General features: G+C 69.8%; 23 protein-coding genes and 1 riboswitch. Of the genes, 5 read left to right on the plus strand and 18 right to left on the minus strand.

The genetic code is table 11. The features are described from left to right. Positions 1-16 precede the first annotated feature (16 nt). The 9 genes from ACUYM2_RS13085 to hemE all read right to left on the minus strand — a co-directional run bounded on the left by ACUYM2_RS13085 (position 17) and on the right by hemE (position 9655). Positions 17-1138: an LLM class flavin-dependent oxidoreductase gene (locus ACUYM2_RS13085; RefSeq protein ID WP_481600444.1), complete on the minus strand. Its 1122-nt coding sequence runs from the start codon at positions 1136-1138 to the stop codon at positions 17-19. After that, positions 1135-2118, minus strand: coding sequence for a porphobilinogen synthase (gene hemB, locus ACUYM2_RS13090; protein WP_481600445.1), 984 nt, complete (start codon positions 2116-2118; stop codon positions 1135-1137). Before hemB ends, ACUYM2_RS13085 begins: the two co-directional genes overlap by 4 nt. Continuing rightward, positions 2115-3032 (minus strand): uroporphyrinogen-III synthase, encoded by a 918-nt coding sequence (locus tag ACUYM2_RS13095; protein ID WP_481600446.1) that lies wholly within the window; start codon positions 3030-3032, stop codon positions 2115-2117. The genes hemB and ACUYM2_RS13095 overlap by 4 nt, the downstream gene beginning before the upstream one ends. A gap of 20 nt (positions 3033-3052) precedes the next feature. Further along, complete coding sequence (gene hemC, locus ACUYM2_RS13100; RefSeq protein WP_481600447.1) at positions 3053-4051, minus strand: hydroxymethylbilane synthase; 999 nt, start codon at positions 4049-4051, stop codon at positions 3053-3055. Then, entirely contained in the window at positions 4048-5313 is a 1266-nt protein-coding gene (locus tag ACUYM2_RS13105) for a ferrochelatase (RefSeq protein WP_481600448.1), read from the minus strand. The genes hemC and ACUYM2_RS13105 overlap by 4 nt, the downstream gene beginning before the upstream one ends. Continuing rightward, positions 5310-6026 (minus strand): hydrogen peroxide-dependent heme synthase, encoded by a 717-nt coding sequence (hemQ, locus tag ACUYM2_RS13110; RefSeq protein ID WP_481600449.1) that lies wholly within the window; start codon positions 6024-6026, stop codon positions 5310-5312. The genes ACUYM2_RS13105 and hemQ overlap by 4 nt, the downstream gene beginning before the upstream one ends. 98 nt (positions 6027-6124) lie before the next feature. After that, positions 6125-6868, minus strand: coding sequence for a hypothetical protein (locus tag ACUYM2_RS13115; RefSeq protein ID WP_481600450.1), 744 nt, complete (start codon positions 6866-6868; stop codon positions 6125-6127). Between the two features lie 156 nt (positions 6869-7024). Then, positions 7025-8515, minus strand: a complete 1491-nt coding sequence (gene hemG / locus ACUYM2_RS13120; protein WP_481600451.1) for a protoporphyrinogen oxidase — start codon at positions 8513-8515, stop codon at positions 7025-7027. Positions 8516-8521: 6 nt separating this feature from the next. Then, positions 8522-9655 (minus strand): uroporphyrinogen decarboxylase, encoded by a 1134-nt coding sequence (gene hemE / locus ACUYM2_RS13125; RefSeq protein WP_481600452.1) that lies wholly within the window; start codon positions 9653-9655, stop codon positions 8522-8524. 159 nt (positions 9656-9814) lie between these two features. Here hemE and ACUYM2_RS13130 point away from each other — a divergent pair, with 159 nt between their 5' ends. Then, a complete protein-coding gene (locus ACUYM2_RS13130) occupies positions 9815-11164 on the plus strand; it encodes a glutamyl-tRNA reductase (protein ID WP_481600453.1) in 1350 nt (449 codons plus the stop codon). A gap of 18 nt (positions 11165-11182) precedes the next feature. Here the strand turns inward: ACUYM2_RS13130 and ACUYM2_RS13135 are convergent, their stop codons facing one another. Both ACUYM2_RS13135 and moeB read right to left on the minus strand, forming a co-directional pair. Then, positions 11183-12208, minus strand: coding sequence for an SDR family NAD(P)-dependent oxidoreductase (locus ACUYM2_RS13135; RefSeq protein WP_481600454.1), 1026 nt, complete (start codon positions 12206-12208; stop codon positions 11183-11185). A gap of 67 nt (positions 12209-12275) precedes the next feature. After that, positions 12276-13487 carry a molybdopterin-synthase adenylyltransferase MoeB gene (moeB, locus tag ACUYM2_RS13140; protein WP_481600455.1) on the minus strand — a complete coding sequence of 404 codons (1212 nt, stop codon included), beginning with the start codon at positions 13485-13487 and terminating at the stop codon, positions 12276-12278. A gap of 6 nt (positions 13488-13493) precedes the next feature. On the opposite strand from moeB, the gene ACUYM2_RS13145 reads away from it, so the two are divergent. The 3 genes from ACUYM2_RS13145 to ACUYM2_RS13155 all read left to right on the plus strand — a co-directional run bounded on the left by ACUYM2_RS13145 (position 13494) and on the right by ACUYM2_RS13155 (position 14965). Further along, a complete protein-coding gene (locus ACUYM2_RS13145; protein WP_346959581.1) occupies positions 13494-14240 on the plus strand; it encodes a TetR/AcrR family transcriptional regulator in 747 nt (248 codons plus the stop codon). Positions 14241-14369: 129 nt separating this feature from the next. After that, the gene (locus ACUYM2_RS13150; protein ID WP_307035058.1) at positions 14370-14594 is read left to right on the plus strand and encodes a DUF3107 domain-containing protein; all 225 of its coding nucleotides are present in this window, start codon (positions 14370-14372) and stop codon (positions 14592-14594) included. A gap of 68 nt (positions 14595-14662) precedes the next feature. Then, positions 14663-14965, plus strand: a complete 303-nt coding sequence (locus ACUYM2_RS13155; RefSeq protein WP_481600456.1) for a hypothetical protein — start codon at positions 14663-14665, stop codon at positions 14963-14965. A gap of 138 nt (positions 14966-15103) precedes the next feature. Here the strand turns inward: ACUYM2_RS13155 and ACUYM2_RS13160 are convergent, their stop codons facing one another. The 6 genes from ACUYM2_RS13160 to thiO all read right to left on the minus strand — a co-directional run bounded on the left by ACUYM2_RS13160 (position 15104) and on the right by thiO (position 20119). Further along, on the minus strand, positions 15104-15427 hold the full coding sequence (locus tag ACUYM2_RS13160) for a YciI family protein (RefSeq protein WP_481601494.1): 324 nt from the start codon (positions 15425-15427) through the stop codon (positions 15104-15106). A gap of 182 nt (positions 15428-15609) precedes the next feature. After that, complete coding sequence (mctP, locus tag ACUYM2_RS13165; protein WP_481600457.1) at positions 15610-17304, minus strand: monocarboxylate uptake permease MctP; 1695 nt, start codon at positions 17302-17304, stop codon at positions 15610-15612. After that, a complete protein-coding gene (locus ACUYM2_RS13170) occupies positions 17301-17582 on the minus strand; it encodes a DUF3311 domain-containing protein (protein WP_481600458.1) in 282 nt (93 codons plus the stop codon). Before ACUYM2_RS13170 ends, mctP begins: the two co-directional genes overlap by 4 nt. Before the next feature lie 187 nt (positions 17583-17769). Further along, positions 17770-18579, minus strand: coding sequence for a thiazole synthase (locus ACUYM2_RS13175; RefSeq protein WP_481600459.1), 810 nt, complete (start codon positions 18577-18579; stop codon positions 17770-17772). A gap of 5 nt (positions 18580-18584) precedes the next feature. Beyond that, positions 18585-18821 carry a sulfur carrier protein ThiS gene (gene thiS, locus ACUYM2_RS13180; RefSeq protein ID WP_481600460.1) on the minus strand — a complete coding sequence of 79 codons (237 nt, stop codon included), beginning with the start codon at positions 18819-18821 and terminating at the stop codon, positions 18585-18587. Continuing rightward, on the minus strand, positions 18818-20119 hold the full coding sequence (thiO, locus tag ACUYM2_RS13185) for a glycine oxidase ThiO (protein ID WP_481600461.1): 1302 nt from the start codon (positions 20117-20119) through the stop codon (positions 18818-18820). Before thiO ends, thiS begins: the two co-directional genes overlap by 4 nt. Further along, a riboswitch (TPP riboswitch) is annotated at positions 20111-20230 on the minus strand. It overlaps the preceding gene by 9 nt. A 26-nt stretch (positions 20231-20256) precedes the next feature. On the opposite strand from thiO, the gene thiE reads away from it, so the two are divergent. Then, positions 20257-20985 (plus strand): thiamine phosphate synthase, encoded by a 729-nt coding sequence (gene thiE, locus ACUYM2_RS13190; RefSeq protein ID WP_481600462.1) that lies wholly within the window; start codon positions 20257-20259, stop codon positions 20983-20985. Between the two features lie 9 nt (positions 20986-20994). Here the strand turns inward: thiE and ACUYM2_RS13195 are convergent, their stop codons facing one another. Then, entirely contained in the window at positions 20995-21666 is a 672-nt protein-coding gene (locus ACUYM2_RS13195) for a ferritin-like fold-containing protein (RefSeq protein WP_481600463.1), read from the minus strand. Positions 21667-21704: the final 38 nt, after the last annotated feature.

The raw sequence follows: 21704 nt of genomic DNA on the forward strand, positions 1-21704 counted from the left end.
ATTCTTTCAGTGGTTCTCACAGGGGCCCGTCACTGGCGGGCACCGCGGAGGCCAGGAGCGCGGACACGCGGGGCGCCACCTCGGTGCCGAACAGCTCGATGGAGCGCATCATGGCGGCATGCGGGAGCGTGCCGTTGCTGTATTTGAGGTCGAAGCGGTCCGCGCCCAGGTTCTGCTTGAGCAGTGCGATTTTTGCCGCGACCGTGTCCGGCGAGCCGACGTAGAGCGCACCTTCGGGGCTGCACAGGTGGTCGAATTCGGCGCGGTTGCCCGGCCCCCAGCCGCGCTCGGCGCCAATCTGGTTGCGCTGGCCCAGCCAGTGCGGGAAGAACTCCTCCCGCGCTTCCTCATCCGTGGCCGCCACGTGGCCGGGTGAATGCGTGGCCACCTGCTGCATCGGATGGCCGTATTTGGCCATGGCCTCCCGGTAGAGCCCGGCCAGCGGGCCGAAGGACCGCGGCTGGCCGCCGATGATGGCGAAGATGATCGGGTAGCCGTACTCGGCGCAGCGCAGCACCGACTCGGGGGTGCCGCCGACGCCGATCCAGGCCGGCAGCAAGTGGTGCTCGAGCGGCGGGTAGACGCTGAGCCCGTTGATCGGCCGGCGTGTCCGGCCCTCCCATTTCACCGGTTTCTGCGCCCGGACCTTGTCGAAGAGCTCGAGTTTTTCCTCGAACAGGACCTCGTAGTCGGCCAGGTCCAGGCCGAACAGCGGGAACGACTCCACGAACGAGCCGCGGCCCAGCATGACCTCGGCCCGGCCGTTGGAGATGGCATCGACGGTGGCGAACCGCTGGAACACCCGGACCGGGTCGTCGGAGCTGAGGACGGTGACGGCGGAGCCGAGGCGGATCTTCTTGGTCCGCGCAGCTGCGGCGGCGAGGAAAACCTCGGGCGCGGAGACGGCGAAGTCGCGGCGGTGGTGCTCCCCCACCCCGAACGCGTGCAGCCCCACCTGGTCCGCCAGTTCAGCCTGTTCCAGCAGCTGCCGGAGCACCTGGGCGTGCGGCACGGGATGCCCGTCCGGGAAAACCCCCACGTCGCCGAAGGTGTTCAGGCCCAGCAGGATGGTGTCCGGGCCGACCGGCGCGGTCGGGTTGGCTCCCGACGCCGGGTCCGGCACTCCCGCGCCGCTCACCGGGTTTCCTTCAGCCAGCCGGCGAGTTCGCTCGCCCAGTAGGTCAGGACCATGTTGGCGCCGGCCCGCTTAATGCCGAGCACGGACTCGGTGATGGCGGCGCGGCGGTCGATCCAGCCGTTCGCGGCGGCGGCCTCGATCATCGAGTATTCGCCGGAAATCTGGTAGGCGGCCACGGGCACCGGGCTCATCGCGGCGACGTCGGCCAGGATGTCGAGGTAGCTCATGGCGGGCTTCACCATCACCATGTCGGCACCTTCCTCGAGGTCCAGTTCCACTTCGAGGATCGCTTCGCGGCGGTTGGCGGCGTCCATCTGGTAGGTGCGCCGGTCCCCGGTGAGCTGCGAATCGACGGCTTCGCGGAACGGGCCGTAGAAGGCGGAGGCGTATTTGGCGGCGTAGGCCACGACGGCGGTGTTGGCGTGCCCGGCTTCCTCCAGGGCCTGCCGGATCACGGCGATCTGGCCGTCCATCATGCCGGAGGGGCCGAGCACGTGCGCGCCGGCCTCGGCCTGCGCCACCGCCATCTGCCCGTAGATCTCCAGGGTTGCGTCGTTGTCGACGTAGCCGTGCGCGTCCAGGACGCCGCAGTGGCCGTGGTCGGTGAATTCGTCGAGGCAGACATCGCTCATGATGACCAGTTCGTCGCCGACCTCGGCCTTGACCTCGCGGATGGCTTTGTTCAGCACGCCCTCGGGGTCCAGCGAAGCGGTGCCGCGCGCGTCCCGTTCGGCCGGGATGCCGAAGAGCATAATGCCGCCGATGCCCAGCTGCACGGCCTCGGCAGCGGCGCGCTTGAGCGAGTCGGTGGTGTGCTGCTGCACGCCGGGCATCGAGGCGATCGGATTCGGTTCGGAGAGGCCCTCGCGGATGAAGGCGGGCAGGATCAGCTCCGCCGCGGAGAGGCGGTGTTCGGCCGTCAGCCGCCGCATCGCGGGGGTGGTGCGGAGCCGGCGGGGGCGGTGGGTCGGGAAGCTCATGTCTGGTCCTTCACAGTCTGCTCGGGGTCGGGGTGGGGTGCGGGGTACGCCGGGTCCAGGGCGCGGATGACGGCGGCGACGAGGCCGGAGGCGGTGGGTTCCTCGGCAACGGCGGCAACAGGCAGTCCGAGGGCGAAGGCCTCGGCCGCCGTCGAACGTCCGATAGCGACGAGCTGGCAGTCGCCCAGCGGCGACAGCCCGGTGTGGACGCGGCGGGCGGCGCTCGATGATGCCGCGACGACGGCGTGCAGGGTTCCGGCGTCGACGGCGGCTTTCGCGTCGGCGAGGCTGAGCACGGGGGCGTCGCCTCCCCGGGGCGCGGGAGTGCCGAGGCTGCGCCGCGGGTCGGCGGGGTAATCAACGGTCCGGTAGGCGGTGACGGCCTGGACCGAGGCGCCGCGCGACTGAAGCCCGCGGCGGAGCCGCGGGCCGGCGATGTCGGCCTGCGGCAGCAGCACGCTGCCGTGGCCGCGGGGCCAGATGTCGAGCAGTCCCGCCCCGGACTGCTGGCCGGCGGGGGCGAGGTCCACCGGGATGTCCAGGGCCTCCAGCACGCGGCGGGTGGCGGGGCCGACGGCGGCGACCTGCAGGCTGCCGGGCAGCCAGGCGCTGAGGGCGGACCCGCGCTCGGCGGCCTTGGCTTCCAGGACCTGGACCGTGGTCACGCTGCTGACCACGAGCCAGGTGTAGGCGCCGGCGCCTAGTGCATCGAAGGCCACGTCCAGCGAGTGCTGGTCTGAGGCGTGCTCAAAGTCGATGAGCGGCAGCAGCAGCGGCTCGGCGCCGGTCTCCCGGAGCGCGGATACCAGCGCGCCGGCCCGGTCCGGGCTGCGGGTGACCAGGACCCGGGCGCCCTCAAGCACCCTGGGCCCGGCGTCCCCGTCCGGCCGGCGGCTGGCGCTGCGGCGTCCCATCAGGCGAGAATCCGTCCGGCTCAGGAAGCGGCCAGGTCGGCGATGTCGGCCGCGCCGGCGGCCAGCAGCGCCTCGGCAAGCTCGATGCCCAGCAGCGTGGCGCCGACCTCGGTCAGCCCGTCGGTGGCCTTCTTGTCCCGGACCGTCGCGGTGCCGTCCACGGCGCAGACCACGGCTTCGAGATGAAGCATGCTGCCCTTGCGGTAGGCGTAGGCGCCAACCGGGGCGGCGCATCCTGCCTCCAGCCGGGCCAGGAGTGCCCGTTCGGCGGTGACGGCCAGCCTGGTGTCAGGATCGTCCAGGGCAGCGAGGGCCTGGGCGAGCACGCCCTGGGACCCCTCGGTGGACCCGGCCTTGCGGGGCGCGTCAGAGCTGCGGCATTCGATCGCGAGTGACCCCTGCCCGGCGGCCGGGAGCATCACCCCGGTGTCGAGGTATTCGCTGACCGCGTCGAGCCGGCCGATGCGGTGCAGCCCGGCGGCGGCCAGCACGACGGCGTCGAGGTCGCCGGATTTTCCTTCGACGACGGCGCCGGCGCTGTTGCCGGGCAGCCCTGGGACGCGGCCAAGGCGGGTGTCCACGTTGCCGCGGATGTCACGGATGTCCAGGTCCGGCCGCGCGGCGCGCAGCTGCGCGGCCCGCCGCGGGGAGCCGGTGCCGACGCTTGCGCCGGCCGGCAGTTCGGCGAGTTTGAGTCCGTCACGGGCGCAGAGCACGTCCCGGACGTCAACCCGTTTGGGCGTTGCCGCGAGGCTCAGGCCCACGGCGGCACCGGTGGGCAGGTCCTTGAGCGAGTGCACCGCGACGTCGCACGCGTCGCGCAGCAGGGCGTCGCGCAGCGCCGCGACGAAGACACCGGTGCCGCCCATCTGGGAGAGCGGGCCGGTGAGGACGTCGCCGTCAGTGCGGATGTGCACCAGTTCCACCGGGAACCCGCCGACGGCGGCCAGCTGGTCCGCGGTCTGCTGGGTCTGGGTGAGGGCAAGTTTGCTGGCCCGGGTGCCGATCCGCACGGTCACGGCGCGGCCTGGCCCGCTGCCGCAGCCGCGGGTGCCTCTGCCGGATAAGGGTCGTGTCCCGTTCCGATCCGTGTGTCTGCTCCCGCGATGGTGGGTTTCTCGCCGCGGAAGTTGGCGCAGCAGCCGGGCCGGCAGACGTCGTACCAGGGGCCGAGCTTGGTCAGGTGCGGCCGGTCGGCAATGGTGTCCGCCGCGGTCCGCTCCATGATCAGGTCCACAATGCCGGCGACAAACTTGCGATGCGTGCCGGGCGTGGGGACGCGGGTGGCGGCGAGGCCCAGCTTGCCGCAGGTTTCCAGCGCTTCGGTGTCAAGGTCCCAGACGACTTCCATGTGGTCGCTGACGAAGCCCAGCGGCACAATCACCACACCCTTGACGCCCTGGCCGGCGAGTTCCTCGATGGCGTCGTTGATGTCGGGTTCGAGCCACGGCACGTGCGGGGCGCCGGACCGGGACTGGTAGACCAGCGACCACGGGGCGGTCAGGCCGGTATCGGCCTCGACCCGGCGGATGACCTCGGTGCCGGTGGCCAGGTGCTGGGCCACGTAGGCGGAGTCCTGCTCGAACTGGCGCGGTTCGCCCTCGGAGCGGCCGGCCGCTTCGGCGTCGCGGGTAGGAATGGAGTGGGTCGCGAACAGGATGTGCACGGGCGCGTCCGGGGTGCCGGCGGCGGCCAGCTGGGCGCGGACGTCGGCGAGGCCGGCGGCCGTGCCCTCGATGAAGGGTTCCACGAAGCCCGGGTGGTCAAAGTACTGGCGCACCTTGTCCACTTCGAGTTTGCCGTCCAGCCCGGTTTCGGTCAGCGCCATGCCGATATCCTCGCGGTACTGCCGGCAGCTGGAGTAGCAGGAGTAGGCGCTGGTGGTGATCATCAGGACCTTGCGGTGCCCGGCGTCGTAGATCTCCTGCAGGGTCTGCGGGATGTAGGGGTCCCAGTTGCGGTTGCCCCAAAAGACCGGCAGGCTGATGCCGCGGGCGGCCAGTTCGGCTTCCATGGCGGCTTTGAGCTCGCGGTTCTGCTGGTTGATCGGGCTGATGCCGCCGTTGGCGCGGTAGTGGTGCGAGACCTCCTCGAGCCGTTCGTCCGGGATGCCGCGGCCGCGGGTGACATTGCGCAGGAACGGGATGACGTCTTCCTGGCCCTCGGGGCCGCCGAAGGAGGCGAGCAGCACGGCGTCGTAGGCCTTGGGGGCCATCCGGCCTGCTTCGGTGACGGGATTCACGGCCGTGACGGCGGCATCCTGCGGATCGCGCGGGCTCATGCAAGGACCTCGGCAATCTCGGCGGCGCTGACGCGGCGGCCGGTGTAGAAGGGGATTTCCTCCCGGACGTGGTGGCGGGCCTCGGTGGCGCGCAGGTGGCGCATCAGGTCCACGAGGTCCACCAGTTCCGGGGCTTCCAAGCCCAGGATCCACTCCCAGTCGCCCAGCGCAAACGAGGAGACCGTGTTGGAGATGACCTGCGGGAAGTCGCGGCCGAGCAGGCCGTGGTCGCGGAGCATCGCGCCGCGCTCGGCGTCCGGCAGCAAGTACCACTCGTAGGAGCGCACGAACGGGTACACGCAGAGCCACTCGGCCGGTTCCACGCCGCGGGAGTACGCCGGCGTGTGGTTCTTGGCAAACTCCGCCTCGCGGTGCACGCCCATGGCGGACCAGGCGATCTCGGTGCCGGTGAACAGCTTGCTGCGGCGGATATCGCGCACTGCGCGCTGCAGCGCTTCGGCGCGGGGGCCGTGCAGCCAAACCATGATGTCCGCGTCCGCCCGCATCGCGGAAACGTCATAGCTGCCCCGGTGGACGACGCCGTCCTCCGCCAGCCGCCCGATCAGTGCTTCGAAGTCCTCGGCCGCTTCGCCGCTGCGCAGGACGTCGGCGGAGCGCTTGAAGACCGTCCAGAGCGTGAAGAACTGCTCGCCTGATTCTTCGGCTGCTGTATTTCCGGTTTTAGTGACAGATTCGGCAGAAGTGTGGCTCATGGATACCAGTCTGCCCCCTCCCCGGAGCTAAGTCGAAACCGAACACTTCTACAACGCGTAGAAGTGCTCAATTTCACAGCGGGAGGGTCAAGCCGGCCCTAGACCCTGCGCATCCGAAGGGCGACCGCGCCCGCCCCGAGGGAGACCGCGACCAGACAGATTCCCCAGCCCACCAGGGCGGAGGAGCCGGCCGGCTCCACGGAGGACGCTGCCTGCATCCTGTCACCGGACCCGGGTGTTGCCGTCGGGGATGCCTGCCTGGCGGCGGACATCGTGGTTGCGGACCGCGGCTTGCCGCTCGGGGTTGCCGACGGGGTGCCGGCGGCGCTGCCGGCCTCGGCGCTGCCGGCGTCGGCCGTGGCGGCTGGGCTCTTCGGTGCGGGCGCCGGAGCCTTCGGGCTGCCGGTCGGCTGGCCGGCAGCCGGACCCGGGGCTGCGGGGGCCGGTGCCGGGGATGAGCTGCCCGGCGCGGCGGGCGGGGCGCTTGCGCTGTGGGAGGCCCGCTGCTCCGGCGTCTCCCAGGGATCGGGCTCGGCAGACGGGTCCGGTTCCGCTGATTTTGGCGGGGCCGTGCTTTCAGTGGGCGCGGGGCTGCCGGTGCCGGATGTCGGCGAAGGGGTCGGTTCCGGGGATTCCACCAGGCCGCCGATCAGGTCATCGATACCGACTGAAATCGAGGCGGACGGCGCGTCCGGGCTGGGCGTCGGACTGGCAGCCTGGGTGGCGGGAACCCCTGCGGTGAGAGCCAGTACCGCTCCGAGCGCCGCCACTGCCGTGCCGCGTCGGAGTCCCCCATGGTGACCGGCCGGGGTTTCTGGAACTTCGGACCTGTGCATAACCATGGTCATCGACCCTAGCGGCAGAACGTCGGCGGGGAAAATTTGCCGACGGGGGATTTTCGGGCTAGCAGCCGGGCTCCCGGTCCAGCCCGGTTCCGTCCAGGCCGGTCCCGGCTGCCGGGCGTCGCGCCCGGTTCCCGGGCCCGCGGGCGGCTTCCTTCAGGGCAGCAGGGGCGCGACGTGCTTCGGGGTGTCGGCGACGATCGCCGCGAGGCCGTTTCCGGACAGCCATCCCCCGACGACGGCGAGGTTTCCCTCAGCCGCGCACAGCTGCCGGACCTGGTTGACGCGCTGCTTGTGGCCGAGCGCGGCGAACGGCAGCGCGCCGGACCAGCGCACCACGTCCCAGCCGACGACGTCGGCCGGGACGAGGGGAACGCCGAGCAATGCGGACGCGTCGTCCAGGGCGGCGTCGAACAATTCCTCGTCGCTGCGGGGCTGACGGCCGGCCGCGCTGTCCGGGATGTTGTCGCCACGTCCGTAGGAGAGCCGGAGGACGTGCCGGCCGGGCGCCGCCCGTTCGGCCAGCCAGGCCCATTTGGCGGTCGCGTGGGTGAGCGCCTTGGCGCGGATGCCGGGGCTTTGCGGAGCCACCAGCACGCCGGTGCCGCGCGGTGCGGCGTCGAGCGCCGGGCGGTCGAGCACCAGGGTCACCAGCCGCACGTCGGGTCCCGCGTCCGGGCGGAGGGCTGACAGCCCCGGCAGTGCGTCCGCAAGCAGGGCAACAGCCGCGGGGCCCTCCACGGCGACGACCAGACGCTCGGCGTCGAAACGGGCCCGGTCCGCGGTGACCCGCCAGCCGCCGGGAATGCGCTGCACTGCCTCGGCTCGGGTGCCGCTGAGCAGCGTGGCATCCAGCCCGCGCAGCTCAGCGACCAGGGCACCGACGAGGGTATGCATCCCGCCGCGGAGGCCGGCGACGGCGGAGCCCGCCTTCTGCAGCCCCTGCTGCTGCGGGCGCGAGCCCCCAGGGCCGGGCTCCGGCGTGGCCGGCCGGCCGGCAGCGGCGCGGCGCTGCGCGGCGACGGCAGCGGCGAGCGAGCCGTGCGTGCGGAGCCCGGCGCGCAGCCCGGGGGCCACCATGTCCACATCCAGCAGGGCGGGGTCGGCCGAGTGGACGCCGCCGACCACCGGCGAGACGAGCCGGTCCAGCACGCGCCTGCCCATCCGGGCACGGACCAGGGCGGCGACGCTGGTGGCCTGGGCCGCGGTCCCCACGGAGGCCGGCAGGAGGGCATCGAGGGAGGCGCGGACGGAGCCGAGCAGGCCAAGGGACCGCCGGACTTCGGGGTCCCAAGGGTTGGCCGGGATGCCCAGGACTCCGGTCCTGGGCAGCTCGCGCGGACCCTCCGGCAGCTGGACCCAGGCGCCGCCGGGGTTGGGCGGAACGATCTGCGGGCCGAGGCCGAGTTCTTCGGCGAGGTCAGCCACCGCGGCGGACCGGGTGGCGAAGGATTCCGCGCCGCTGTCCAGGGTCAGGCCGGCCACCACGTGGCTGCCCACGCAGCCGCCCCAGTCGCCGGCGGCTTCCAGCACCGTGGTCCGGACGCCGGCCCGGGCCAGCTCCCGTGCGGCGAGCAGGCCGGAGATGCCGCCGCCCACCACCACGGCGGTCGGCGCCGGTGAACCCGCATCAGCGTCGGTGGGCATGGGGGCTTACTCCGGCGCGATCGAGTGGATCAGTTCGACGACGCGGGTCAGGACCGCGGCGTCGGTTTCCGGCGGCACGCCGTGGCCCAGGTTGAGCACGTGCCCCGGCGCCGAAGCGCCGGCGGCAATGACGTCCCGCACGTGCGCTTCCAGGATCCCCCACGGTGCCGAGAGCAGCGCGGGATCGATGTTGCCCTGCAGCGGCACGGTCCCGCCGAGCCGGCGGTTGGCTTCGTCCAGCGGCAGCCGGTAGTCGACGCCCACGACGTCGACGCCGACGTCGCGCATCGCGACGAGCAGCTCCGAGGTGCCGGTGCCGAAGTGGATCAGGGGTGCCCCGAGGTGCCGGACATGGTCCAGCGCTCGGGCGGACGCCGGGGCCACGAAACGGGTGTAGTCGGCCAGGCCCAGGGAGCCGGCCCAGGAGTCGAAGAGCTGCCCGGCGGAGGCGCCTGCCTCCAGTTGCGCGCGGAGAAACAGCCCGGAGGCGTCGGCGGCCCAGTTGGCCAGGGCGGTCCAGGTTTCCGGATCCGCATGCATCATGGTGCGCGGGCCGAGGTGGTCGCGGGACGGCTTGCCCTCCACCATGTATGCGGCGAGGGTGAACGGAGCGCCCGCAAAGCCGATCAGCGGGGTGCTGCCGAGTTCAGCCACGGTGAGCCGTACCGCCTCGCGGATCGGCTCCAGGGCTTCCCAAGAAAGTTGCGGCAGGGCGGCGACGTCGGCGGCGGTCCGGACGGGCTTCTCCAGCACCGGCCCGACGCCGGGAACAATGTCCACACCGACGCCGGCCAGCTTGAGCGGGATGACGATGTCGGAGAAGAAGATCGCCGCGTCGACGTCGTGCCGGCGCACGGGCTGCAGGGTGATCTCCGAGGCGAGTTCGGGGCGCAGGCAGGAGTCCAGCATGGCCACTCCTTCGCGCACCTTGAGGTATTCGGGCAGCGAGCGGCCCGCCTGGCGCATGAACCAGACCGGGCGCCGCGAGGGCTTGCCGCCGCGGTAGGCGGTGATCAGCGGGGAGTCGGCGGTGCGGCCGTCCATCAGGGGGTGACCGGCGTCGAGCCCGCCGGGCGAAGTTCCGTTCGTTGCAGTGCTGTTCATTGCAGTGCCGTTCACGGCCGCAGCGCTAGGAGTCATGCCTTTGATTGTGCCGAAAATCGGCCCCAAAAGATAACGACAGCCTGTCAGGAGCGCCCCCGGCAGGCGCCTCCGTGGCGCGAATCACAGCCAAGGGTGGGCAGTCCCACGCCCGCCTGTTGTTCTACCGGGACACGAAAAAGCTATGATTGTCGTGCTGTGGTTCTTTTCTCATTGGTGGCTACACACGCCGACATCGACCTCGAGACCGTTGCTCAACTGAGCACCGGCGCTTCCGGGCTTGCCACATCCGCTCTCGCCGGATCGCCGGCCGTTGCGGGTGCCGTTGTCCTTGCCACCTGCAACCGCTTCGAAATCTACGGCGAAGCGCCGCAGCTTGACGACGTCGAGGCGGCCCGCGCCGCTCTGGTCTCCCAGATCAGCGACGCCAGCGGACTCAACGAACAGCTCGTCTCCCGCGCCTTCAACACCCGCACCGGCCCCGACGTCAGCCGGCACCTGTTTGCGGTCAGTTCCGGCCTGGATTCCGCGGTCGTCGGGGAACGCGAGATCGCCGGCCAGGTCCGGCGCGCCCTGATCACCGCCCAGCACGATGGCACCGCCAGCTCCGGCCTCGTCCGGCTCTTCCAGGCTGCCTCCAAGACCGCCAAGGACGTCGGGGCGCAGACGGCGCTGGGCTCGCGCGGACTTTCCATCGTCTCCGTCGCCCTGGACCTCGCGACCGACCTCTCCGAGAACCCCGACTGGTCCAGCAAAAAGGCTGTGGTGTTCGGCACCGGCGCCTACGCGGGGGCCACCATGTCCCTGCTGCGCGAACGCGGCTGCACCGACATCTCCGTCTTCTCCTCCTCGGGCCGCGCCGCCGGCTTTGTCGCCACCCGCGGCGGCACCGCCCTGGACAGTGACTCCCTGCCGGGCGCCGTGGCCGCCGCCGACGTGATGATCGGCTGCAGCGGTTCCGACAACCGCGTCGAGGCCCCGGAGCTGGCCCGGATCCGGTCCGCGTCGCCGCAGCCGCTGATCGCGATCGATCTGGCCCTCACCCACGACTTTGACCCCGCTGTCGCCGAGCTCGACGGCGTCGAACTGCTCACGCTGGAGTCCGTCCGGCTGGCCGCGCCGCAGGAGCAGGCGGAGTCCCTGAACCAGGCCAGCGGCATCGTCGCCGGCGCCGCGACCGCCTTCGAACAGGAACGTCAGGCGCGCTCGGTCGACTCGGCCATCGTCGCCCTGCGCCGGCACACCATGGACGTGCTCGACGCCGAAATGGAGAAGGTGCGGGCCCGCCACGGCTGCACCGCTGCGGCCGAGGAAGTCGAGTTTGCCCTGCGCCGGATGGTCAAGCAGCTGCTGCACGTGCCCACGGTCCGAGCCCGGGAGCTGGCCGCGAGCGGCCAGCAGGACGACTACGTCGCCGGACTCGAGGCCGTCTACGGCATTACCGTCGAACAGCCTGCGGCCCGCCGTCCGGCCTCCGGCGCCGACGCGGCGTGCCCGGTCGATCACAGCGCCCGCCCCTCAGCCGACGACACACGCGAAACTGCCTAGCCCCGGCGTCCGACGCGGCTAGCCCTGCGGCTGGTCCGATTGCGCGGCGAAGGCGTTGATGCCGGTCAGTTCGGCGGACAGCTTCCACAGCCGTTCGGCGTCCACCCGGTCCACGGCGTGGGCGTCCACTCCCCTGATTCGTGCCTCCGGCGTCCCGGGTTCCGTCGGCTCGGCAATGTCGCAGTCCTCGCAGTAGACGCCGCCCTTGCCGGCAAGCTGCGGGGAGGTGGCCGCCCACACCGGGGTCGCCGCACCTTGGGCAGGCGTCTTGAACCGCTCGTTCAGGTTGCCGTCGGCGTCCATCCAGCCCGAGGCGATCATTTCTTCCCGGGGCAGGTGGCGCTGCAGCTCGGTCATGATCCCGCCCGGGTGCACGGCGAAGGCCCGGACACCGGCGTCCTTCCCAAGCGCATCCAGTTGCACGGCGAACAGTGCGTTCGCGGTCTTCGCCTGCCCGTAGGCCATCCATTTGTCGTAGCCGGAGTCGAAATTGATGTCATCGAACCGGATGGGCGACAGCTTGTGTCCGGTGGAGGACAGGGCCACCACCCGCGCACCCTCCCCCGCGGACAGCGCCGGCCACAGCAGGTTGGTGAGCGCGTAGTGGCCCAGGTGGTTGGTGGCGAACTGGGATTCCCAGCCCGGGCCGACGCGCTGCTCCGGGCTGGCCATGATGGCGGCGTTATTGACCAGGATGTCCAGGCTGCCGCTGTCGCCGAGGAAATCGGAGGCCAGGAAACCGGCCGCGAACTCCCTCACGCTATCCAGTTCGGCCAGATCCAGGCCGGCGACGCTGACTTCGGCCAGGCCGGCGTCGTCCAGGACGTGGCGGGCGTGGCCGGCCCGCCGCGCCGGAACCATCACGCGGGCGCCGGCGGAGGCCAGCGCCCGCACCGTTTCGAGGCCGAGCCCGGAGTAGCCTCCGGTGACGACGGCGGCCTTCCCGCTCAGGTCCACCCCGGCGATGACCTCCGTCGCCGTCGAGCGCGGTCCGAAGCCCGAGCCGATCTTGTGCTGCGGGGTCAGGCTGTTGTTCTGGCTCATGGCAGTGCCTCTCCGGTTGCGGCCCGGCGGGCCGGGACAGCGTCCTCAGTGGGTGTTCAGCCCAGTGTCAGTACACCGGTTTGCCCGGCTCCACGTCGCGCACCCAGGCGAGGATCCCGCCCTCGAGGTGGCTGACGCGTTCGTACCCGGCCGCGCGTGCGGCGGCCAGCACAGCGGCTGACCGCGTGCCGGCCTTGCAATGGAACACGATATCCGTGTCCTGCGGCAGCTCGGTCCACGCGTCGCCGGCCAGGATCCTGCCCTGCGGGATCAGCGTGGCGCCGTCGATCCGGACGATGTCGAACTCGCCGCTTTCGCGCACGTCCACCAGCTGGAAGTCCTTCAGCCCGGCCTTGCGCGAGGCGAGCATGGTGGCGAGCTGGGTCGCGGTGACAGTGTGCTCGGTGCCCGCGTCCGCGGCGGGGGCGACCCCGCAAAAGGCCTCGTAGTCGGTGAGTTCGGTGATGCGAGGGGCCGCGGGGTCCCGGGAGACTTTGATTTCACGCCACGTGCCGCCGAGCGCGTCGAACAGCGCCACCCGGCCAAGCAGGGAACGCCCGACGCCGGTGATCAGCTTGACCGCTTCGGTCACCATCAGTGATCCAACGGCGGCGCACAGCATTCCGAACACGCCGCCTTCCCCGCACGAGGGCACGGAACCGGCGGGCGGAGCCTCGGGGTACAGGTCCCGGTACGTGGGCCCGTACTGCTCCCAGAAGACACTGACCTGTCCGTCAAAACGGAAGATCGAGCCCCAGACGTAAGGCTTGCCGAGGATGGCGGCAGCGTCGTTGACCAGGTAGCGCGTGGCGAAATTGTCGGCGCCGTCGACGATCAGGTCGTAGCCGGCGAAGAGCTCCAGCGCATTGGCCGCGTCCAGCCGGACGTCGTGCAGCCGGACATCGACCAGGGGGTTCAGCGCGGCGATCGCGTCGCGGGCGGATTCGGTCTTGGGCCGGCCGACGTCGGCCACGCCGTGGATCACCTGGCGCTGCAGATTGCTCAGGTCCACGGCGTCGTCGTCGATGATCCCCAGGGTTCCCACCCCGGCGGCGGCGAGGTAGAGCAGGGCGGGCGAGCCGAGGCCGCCGGCGCCGATCACCAGGACCTTCGCGTTTTTCAGCCGGCGCTGACCAAGCGATCCGATCTCGGGAATGATCAGGTGGCGCGAGTAGCGTTCCACCTCGTCCGGCGTCAGCCCGTCTGCCGGTTCAACCAGCGGTCCGGGTGCCGGTGCCGGCGTTGCGGGGGTGCCGTTTGCGGTCATCTGGGAAGCCATACTTCAATGTATGCCCGAAGATGCCGCCAGGTCATATTACCCCCGCGTAAAGTGGAGCTAACAGCGAGGGAAAGTAGGCCTACAGTGGTTCATCAGGCACCGGTTGAGCGGGGACATACCGGCAAGTCGTCGACGGGCCAGACGCGCAGCGGAACGCAGCGCTCGGCCCGGCTGCCGCGCGATGAACGGCGGGCACAGTTGCTGGCCGCCGCGCAGGAAGTTTTTGTGGCCAACGGCTACCACGGTGCCGCGATGGACGAAATCGCCGAGACGGCCCACGTAAGCAAGCCGGTGCTCTACCAGCACTTCCCGTCCAAGCGCGAGCTGTACCTGGCGCTACTGGACAGCCACCTGTCGACTCTGACCGAACTGCTGCTGGGCGCCCTGAATTCGACGACGGACAATGATGAGCGCGTGCAGGCCGTCATGCGCGCCTATTTCCACTTCATCGCCAACGATGACCAGGCGCACCGGCTCGTCTTCGAGTCGGACCTGGTCAACGACCCGGATGTAAGCGCACGGCTGGAGACGTTCAACAAGACGTTCGCTGACGCGATCGCGAAGGTCATCGCCGAGGACACCAAGCTGCCGCTCCTTGAAGCCCAGCTCCTGGGCCGCGGACTGTCCGGAATGGCGCAGGTCAGTGCCCGGTACTGGCTGGAAACCGACGGGAACCTGGACATCGATGTGGCCAGCGACCTGATCTACCGTTTAGCTTGGCGCGGAATCTCCCGCTTCCCCAAGGAGTCCTAGACTACAAATAGAGAGACCCTCGTAGGGAAGACTTGAAGAGAGAACTCTGAGACAAGGCTTGAAGAGAAAACTCGTCGAGAATCCTCGTAGAGAAACCTTGAACACTTTTATTGGCTGGGAGGCCTCGCTGTGGAAGTAAAGATCGGCATTCAGAACATCGGACGCGAAATTGCCCTCGAATCGAACCAGGACGCCGACGCGGTGGCGAAGCTGGTGGGAGAGGCACTCTCCAAGGGCACCGAACTCCGCCTGACCGATGAGAAGGGCCGCCAGATCATCATCCCGGCGAACGTCCTGGGTTACGTGGAAATCGGCGCCGAAGAGGTCCGCCGCGTGGGCTTCGGCGCACTCTAGGCCGCCCCCGCTTCGTCCCCGTCGACTGCCCTACCCGCAGTCCACCCGCAAAAACCCGAGGAGTCTGAATGCTGTCCCTGATTGTGGTGGCCCTGGTGGCCGTGGCTGCGGGTTTCGTGGTGTGGGCCAACGACAAGCGGCACGCCAAATACGGCATGGCCGTGCCGGCGGGGACCTCACTCGGCGTGGGAATGCTGAGCTGGATCACTTTCGTGGCGGCCGGCTTCGGCTACCAGCCGGGCCTGACTTGGATTCCGTGGGTCCTGCCCCTGCTGCTGGGCGTTGCCGCAGCGGTCGGGGCAGTGCTTTACCTCGGCAGGTCACGCACACGGCAGGACACCGCACGGATGACCGCCATCCTGCGCCTCTAACGGGTGCCGTGACGTTGAATGCAGTGTGGCCGCTCACCTCGGGTGGGCGGCCACACTGGTTTAACCGGCGCAAATGCCGTTAGGTCCGCTGCCACACGCCGCCTTGATTCGAGATCGGCGGCTTCGGGCGGACCGCCGTTATCCGAGCGGCCACACAGGCCTGATTTCGATCTTGCCGAATCTTGCCATCGGGTGCTTGGACGCAACCTCGATCGCCTCATCGAGATCGGCGCAGGCGATGATGTCGTAGCCCGCGACCCATTCTTTCGTCTCGGCAAACGGACCGTCCGTGACAACCACCTCGCCGGCGCGCACCGTGACAGTGGTGGCGTCCTCCACAGGACGCAGCCTGTCACCGTGACGGGCGATACCCCTGGCTTCAATCTCGGCCGCCCATTCCTCGATGTTGTCCTCGGCGGCCACATATTCCGGTGCTGTGGGATCGGTGCAGATGAAAAGCATGTAGTCCACGATGTCTCCTCTTTGTCGGTCGGTACATCAATACGACGACGGAGAGACCGGCAAAAGGACACACGGTGGAAAAATCTTTCGTCGGCCCGGCCGCCGCGCCTGCCCAGAGTCTATTGCCGGTGGACGGCGGAACGCCGGAAGTCGCCGGTCATTCCCTCCTCTGCGCCAGGGCCTCAGTACGTGGGTCCTCCTGGCTCGGTGAGCGGGTAGGTGCGCCGAATTTGGGCGACCTTGGGGTCGTTCTCGTCGGCGCCGTAGTCCGAGGTGCGGGTGATGTCCTTCCCCTCCGGGAGCTTGACGGCGCGGAAGAGAAGGGACAGGCCCGCGGCGACGATGAGGTTTATCGCAAACGCCACGACGGCGATGTAGACCTGGACGTCGGTCCCGGGGATCGCCGCGATGGAGCCGCCAAAGTGGGCTTTCGTGGCAGGGTTGACCACGTTGTAGGCCGCGATGGTGCCGTAGAGAATTCCGGCCGCCCAACCGCCGAAAAGCGCCCACCGGTGGAACCACCGGGTGTAGAGCCCTGCCACGATCGCCGGGAAGGTCTGCAGGATCCAGATACCGCCGAGGAGCTGCATGTTGATGGCCGCCGACTGATCCATGGCGATGACGAAAATCAGTGCACCAAACTTCACCACAAGCGATGCGATCTTGGAAACTTTCGCTTCCTGCCGGGGCGTGGCCTCGGGCCGGATCAGGTCGCGGTAGATGTTCCGGGTGAACAGGTTCGCCGCGGCGATTGACATGATCGCAGCGGGGACCAGTGCACCGATAGCGATGGCGGCCAGTGCAATGCCGGCGAACCAGGCCGGGAAGTGGTCAAGGAACAGCTGCGGTACCACCAGTTGCGGGTTGACGGCTCCGTTCAAGTCGATTGGCTTAGTGCCGGCGTAAATGGCCGCGTACCCCAGCAGAGCCAGGAATCCCAGCATCAACGAGTACAGCGGAAGCACTGCGGCGTTCCTGCGGATCGTGTTTCTGCTCTTGGTTGCCAGGACGCCGGTAATCGAGTGCGGGTACATGAACAGGGCCAACGCCGAGCCGAGGGCCAGCGTCCAGTACGCGGAGTAACTGCCCGCACCCGGGATGAAGACTCCCACCGGTTTACCCGTCGCAGGATTGACCGCACCCAGTTTCGCCTCAGCGGCGTCAAACATCGTGCCCCACCCCCCGAACTTGATCGGCAGGTAGATCACCGCAACGATCACGGCCAAATAGATCAGCAGGTCTTTGACCACAGCGATCAGGGCCGGAGCGCGCAACCCGGACGTGTAGGTATAGGCGGCCAAAACCACGAACGCCACAATCAGCGGCAGGTCCGTCAGCAGCACATTCTCCGAGCTGCCCAGGCCCAACACGGTGAGCACGGCCTTGATGCCGACCAGCTGCAGCGCGATGTAAGGCATGGTCGCGACGATGCCGGTGATGGCTACGGCGACCGTAAGCGCCCTGCTGCCATAGCGGCCGCCGATGAAGTCGGCCGGCGTGACGAACCCGTGCCGGTGCGAGACCGACCACAAGCGGCTCATCAGCAGGAACACGATCGGGTACAGCACGATCGTGTAGGGCACCGCGAAGAAGCCGCTGACGGCCCCGGTGGCCCACATGGCTGCCGGTACGGCGACGAAGGTGTATGCCGTGTAGAGGTCGCCCCCGAGCAGGAACCACGTCACCCACGTCCCGAAACTCCGGCCCCCGAGGCCCCACTCGTCCAGGCTGTGCAGCCCGGTCGTTTCTTCCCGGCGCCATCGCGCGGCCACGAACCCCAGGGCTGCCACCAGCAAGAAGAGGATAATGACGATCGTGAGTGCTACACCGTTGACCGGCCGGTCCGGGACGGCCAGCGGCACGGTGGCCCCGCTCATTGCTCCTCCCCCGGACCAGCCACGCCGCGGACGCTTTCGCGCCGGCGGCGGTCTTCCTTGGTGACCAAGAAATAGGAGATTCCTACCAGGGCCGCAGTGACGGGAATCCACATCATTTGATACCAGTAGAAAAACGGTATTCCGCCCAAACGCGGCTCATCGTGCGAATAAGCGGGCACAAACAACGGAACCACAATGGCGATGAGCAACAGGATTCCGGACACGACGTAGGGACCGGACTTGGCCGGTCCCCGCGTCGGCACATCAGGGCTGGACATGGACGCCTCCTCACCGAGACGGGCCCCCGGAGCGGGAAGGCTTCCCGGGACATGCCGGGGGCCGGCGGACCCTGCAGTGCAGCGGTCGTTAACACACAGAATAGACACTGGATTTAATCTTCAACAGTGCCTTTTATTCACCGTCTAAGCAGCCGAACGGGCCCCGACGACAGCCGCGCCGGGGCCACTAAAGAAACTCGGCCCGGCCTTCCATGGCGGACGAGGCCAGGGCATGCTCGCGGCGCGGGATCCGGCCCGCCCTGCGCGCCAACCTGCCGGCGATGACGGCATGACGGAACGCCTCCCCCATGACCGCCGGATCCTGGGCGCGGGTCACGGCGGTGGCGAGCAGCACGGCGTCGCAGCCCAGTTCCATCGCGAGCGCGGCGTCGGAGGCCGTGCCGATGCCGGCGTCGAGCACCACCGGCACAGACGCCCTCGAGACAATGAGTTCGATGTTGTGCGGGTTGAGGATGCCCAGGCCGGTGCCGATCGGGGCGCCCAGCGGCATGACAGCGGTGGCGCCCAGGTTTTCCAGCCGAAGGGCCAGTACCGGGTCGTCGTTCGTGTAGGCGAAGACCTTAAAGCCGCGGGCCACCAGCTGCTCGGTGGCCTCCACGAGTTCCAGCGCGTCCGGCAGCAGGGTGTGCTCGTCCGCGATCACCTCGAGCTTCACCCAGTCCGTCTCAAGCGCCTCGCGGGCCAGCTCGGCGGTGAGGACGGCGTCCTTGGCGGTGAAGCAGCCGGCGGTGTTGGGCAGCACCCGGATGTTGTTGTCCGCCAGCAGCTGGAAGAGTGAGCCGCTCTCGGCCGGCGAGTAGCGGCGCATGGCGACCGTGGTGAGTTCCGTCCCGGAGGCCACCAGGGCGGCGCCCAGTCCATCCAGGCTCGGTGCCCCGCCGGTGCCCATGATCAGGCGAGATCCCAGTTCCACGCCGTCGAAGGTCAGCGGGTCCCGGCGTGCCTGCTGTGTTGCGGCGAGTGCTGTTTCTGCCATGTCGTTCATCCTCCCTGTACCGCGGTAACGAGTTCGACGTCGTCGCCCTCGTCGAGTGCCGTCGCGTGCCACTGGCTGCGCGGAACGACCTCGGCGTTGCGGGCGACGGCGACGCCGAGCTTCCGGCCGTCCGTCGCCTGGCCGTCGGCGGCGAGCGTCCGGCCGGTAACCCCGCTGACCAGCGCGCCGACTGTGGCGCCGTCGGCGAGGGCGTGCTGCGCTCCGTTGAGCCTGATGTTCATGCTGTGGTCCTGTCTGTTGGTGAGGCGTTTGCGGGTGACACGTCCCGCGGTTCGTGCGCGGAGGAATCCGGGCGGCGGCCGGAGAACCGGTCCGGCCGGAATTGGGCCCAGCGCGGGTCCGGCTGCCCCTCCAGCAGTGCCCGGCAGACGGCGGCGGCCGCCGGGGTGAGCAGTACCCCGTGCCGGAAAAAGCCGGTGGCCACGATCAGCCCCGCGATCTCCGGCCCCGCGCCGGGGCCGGAGACGCGGCCCAGCAGCGGGGCGTTGTCCGGCGTCCCGGGCCGTGCCCTGGCCGTGGCTTCAAGCAGTTCCAGTTCGGCGACGGCCGGGAGCAGCTGCTGTGCATCGCGCAGGAGCTGGTACACACCGCCAGCGGATACAGCGCCGGACTCGGATGGCGCGTCCTCCCGCTGGGTTGCTCCGATCACCACCGTGCCGTCGGCCCGCGGAACGATGTACACCGGCACACCGCGGACCAGCCCGCGCACGGTGGAGCGCAGCAGCGGCCGAAGCCGGTGCGGGACCCGGAGCCGGAGGATATCCCCGTAGACCGGCCGCAGCGGCAGGGACAGTCCTGCCGGCAGGCCCTGCAGGTTGCCCGCCCCGAGGCCGTTCGCCACGACCGTCTCGCCGGCACGGATTTCCCCGCCGCCCTCAAGCGTGGCCCCGGCCACACGGCAGCCGTCCCAGAGCAGCCCGGCCGCCCGGCGCCGCACCGCCGTGAACCGGCTGTCGGCGGCCAGCAGCGAGCCGATCCGGGCCAGCAGCCGGCGCGGGTCAACCTGGTGGTCGGCCGGGATGTCGAAGGCGCAGGAAATGCCCGGGCTGAGCAGGGGCTCACGGCTGCGGGCCTCGCGCACCGTCAGCGGCTCCACGGTCAGGCCGCAGGCCAGCTGCACCGCCCGCAGGTCCGCGAGCGCCCGGCGGTCGGCCGCGTCCGCGCCGACGGCGAGGGTCGGCGTCGTGAGATACCCGGTGCCGCCCTCGTCGGCGCCGCCGGCCAGGGCAGCCGCGAACTCCGGCCAGAGCCGCGACGCTTCCAGCATGAGGGTCAGGAGGCCTTCCTCCTGGTAATGCAGTTCGCTCACGGGAGCCAGCATGCCGGCGGCGGCCCAGCTGGCGCCGGAGCCGGGGGCGTCGTCGAGCAGGGCGACGGTGCGGCCGGAACGGCGCGCCTCCCAGGCGATGCCGTGGCCGATCACTCCCCCGCCGATGACGGCGACGTCGTAATATTCGGCGCCTGTCCGCGGCGCCGCTCCGGTGGCGGGTGTGACGGATGGTGGGACTGATACGTCCATGGTCTTCCTTCCCTACGCCGGTACTAACCGGATCAGGTCAAGCGGTCGGCTCTGACGCCCTCTCAGCCCGGCGGCCGGTGACGGCCTGCGCGGGCTCCCGCGGTATGCGCCCAGTTTAGAGGAACTAGGCTTGTGGCATGAGCCAGGATGTCCACACCACCGCCCGCCTGTACCTGTGCACCGACGCCCGGAAGGAACGCGGCGACTTCGAGGACTTCGTTGATGCCGCCTTTACCGGCGGTGTTGACATCATCCAGTTGCGGGACAAGTCGCTGGAGGCGGCCGAGGAGCTGGAGTTGCTGGAGGTCCTGCACACCGTCGCGCAGCGGCACGGCCGGCTCTGGGCCGTGAACGACCGCGCCGACGTGGCCTCGCTCGCCGGGGCGCCGGTCTTCCACATCGGGCAAAAGGACATATCCTTCACCGCGGCCCGGGAGTTCCTGGGCAAGGGCACCGTGATCGGCATGTCCACCCACACGCCGGAACAGGTCGACGCCGCCATCGCGGCGGCCCCGGGCCGAAGCGGGCTGGACTACTTCTGCGTGGGGCCGGTCTGGGCCACCCCGACGAAGCCGGGCCGTGCCGCCGTCGGGCTGGACCTGGTGCGCTACGCCGCCGCGGCGATCGGCCGGGCCGAAGCCGCGGATGTCGGAAAGGTCTCCGGCGTGGTGCCGTGGTTCGCGATCGGCGGCATCGACCTTGCCAACGTGGAGCAGGTCGTCGACGCCGGGGCGCGCCGGATCGTGGTGGTCCGGGCGATTACCGAGGCCGCTGATCCCGCCGGAGCCGCGCGGGCCCTGCTGGCCGCGCTTGACGCCGGAAGCCACGCCGACGCGGGCGCCCGCAGCGGCGCCGGGGAAAGCTAGCCGGGAAACCTAGCCGGCGAGTCCGAGCTGGGACATCCGCCGGGAATGGCCGGCGGCAAGTTCGGCGGTTAGGGCGCGGGCGAGTTCGCCGGCCCGGGCCTCATCCGCGCCGGTCAGGCCGCCGAGGAAAGCATGTTCCACGCTGACCCGCTGGGCCTGGGTGAGTGCCTCACCGAGCAGCCGCCGGGCCCACAGCGCCAGCCGGGAGGCCAGCCGGGGGTCATCGGCGAGGGCCTCCTTGAGACGGTCCCGCAGCACCGTCGTCGCGTCCCCGGCGGACTGGACCTGTTCGATCAGTGCGGCGGTGTCGGCGTCGACGTAGCTGGAAAGGGACCGGTAGAAGTCGGCGGAGACCGTGTCGATCACGTAGGCCTTCATCAGGGACTCATGCCAATCGGCGGGCCGGGTGCGCTCATGGAAGTGATCCACCGACGGCTGGAAGGGCAGCATGGCTTCCTCCGCGTCGACGCCCAGGCCGGCCAGGTGAGCGCAAACCAGTTCGAAGTGCTGGAACTCGATAACGGCGAGGCGGCCCAGCACCGCCCGGTCATGCAGGGTGGGCGAATACCGGGCGTCGGAGGACAGCCGTTCGAAGGCCGAGAGCTCCCCATAGGCCATTACCCCCAGCAGGTCCCTCAGGAAACGGTGGTAGCGGGCGGACTCAGCCGGGGAGGTGCTCATGCTTCAAGACTAGTAGCGGAAATCGGGCTACCCTGATT

Source organism: Arthrobacter sp. SD1074B, from assembly GCF_056780195.1.

Bases quoted from the DNA above. Each gene is read 5' to 3' on its own strand.
- ACUYM2_RS13195 (WP_481600463.1), bottom strand. From the start codon at position 21,666: ATGAGCACCTCCCCGGCTGAGTCCGCCCGCTACCACCGTTTCCTGAGG.
- ACUYM2_RS13095 (WP_481600446.1), bottom strand. From the start codon at position 3,032: ATGGGACGCCGCAGCGCCAGCCGCCGGCCGGACGGGGACGCCGGGCCC.
- ACUYM2_RS13155 (WP_481600456.1), top strand. From the start codon at position 14,663: ATGCTGTCCCTGATTGTGGTGGCCCTGGTGGCCGTGGCTGCGGGTTTC.
- moeB (WP_481600455.1), bottom strand. From the start codon at position 13,487: ATGGCTTCCCAGATGACCGCAAACGGCACCCCCGCAACGCCGGCACCG.
- ACUYM2_RS13175 (WP_481600459.1), bottom strand. From the start codon at position 18,579: ATGGCAGAAACAGCACTCGCCGCAACACAGCAGGCACGCCGGGACCCG.
- ACUYM2_RS13105 (WP_481600448.1), bottom strand. From the start codon at position 5,313: ATGAGCCCGCGCGATCCGCAGGATGCCGCCGTCACGGCCGTGAATCCC.
- thiS (WP_481600460.1), bottom strand. From the start codon at position 18,821: ATGAACATCAGGCTCAACGGAGCGCAGCACGCCCTCGCCGACGGCGCC.
- ACUYM2_RS13115 (WP_481600450.1), bottom strand. From the start codon at position 6,868: ATGGTTATGCACAGGTCCGAAGTTCCAGAAACCCCGGCCGGTCACCAT.
- hemE (WP_481600452.1), bottom strand. From the start codon at position 9,655: ATGACTCCTAGCGCTGCGGCCGTGAACGGCACTGCAATGAACAGCACT.
- mctP (WP_481600457.1), bottom strand. From the start codon at position 17,304: ATGAGCGGGGCCACCGTGCCGCTGGCCGTCCCGGACCGGCCGGTCAAC.
- ACUYM2_RS13145 (WP_346959581.1), top strand. From the start codon at position 13,494: ATGTATGCCCGAAGATGCCGCCAGGTCATATTACCCCCGCGTAAAGTG.
- ACUYM2_RS13170 (WP_481600458.1), bottom strand. From the start codon at position 17,582: ATGTCCAGCCCTGATGTGCCGACGCGGGGACCGGCCAAGTCCGGTCCC.
- thiE (WP_481600462.1), top strand. From the start codon at position 20,257: ATGAGCCAGGATGTCCACACCACCGCCCGCCTGTACCTGTGCACCGAC.
- ACUYM2_RS13135 (WP_481600454.1), bottom strand. From the start codon at position 12,208: ATGAGCCAGAACAACAGCCTGACCCCGCAGCACAAGATCGGCTCGGGC.
- hemB (WP_481600445.1), bottom strand. From the start codon at position 2,118: ATGAGCTTCCCGACCCACCGCCCCCGCCGGCTCCGCACCACCCCCGCG.
- hemG (WP_481600451.1), bottom strand. From the start codon at position 8,515: ATGCCCACCGACGCTGATGCGGGTTCACCGGCGCCGACCGCCGTGGTG.
- hemQ (WP_481600449.1), bottom strand. From the start codon at position 6,026: ATGAGCCACACTTCTGCCGAATCTGTCACTAAAACCGGAAATACAGCA.
- ACUYM2_RS13160 (WP_481601494.1), bottom strand. From the start codon at position 15,427: ATGCTTTTCATCTGCACCGATCCCACAGCACCGGAATATGTGGCCGCC.
- thiO (WP_481600461.1), bottom strand. From the start codon at position 20,119: ATGGACGTATCAGTCCCACCATCCGTCACACCCGCCACCGGAGCGGCG.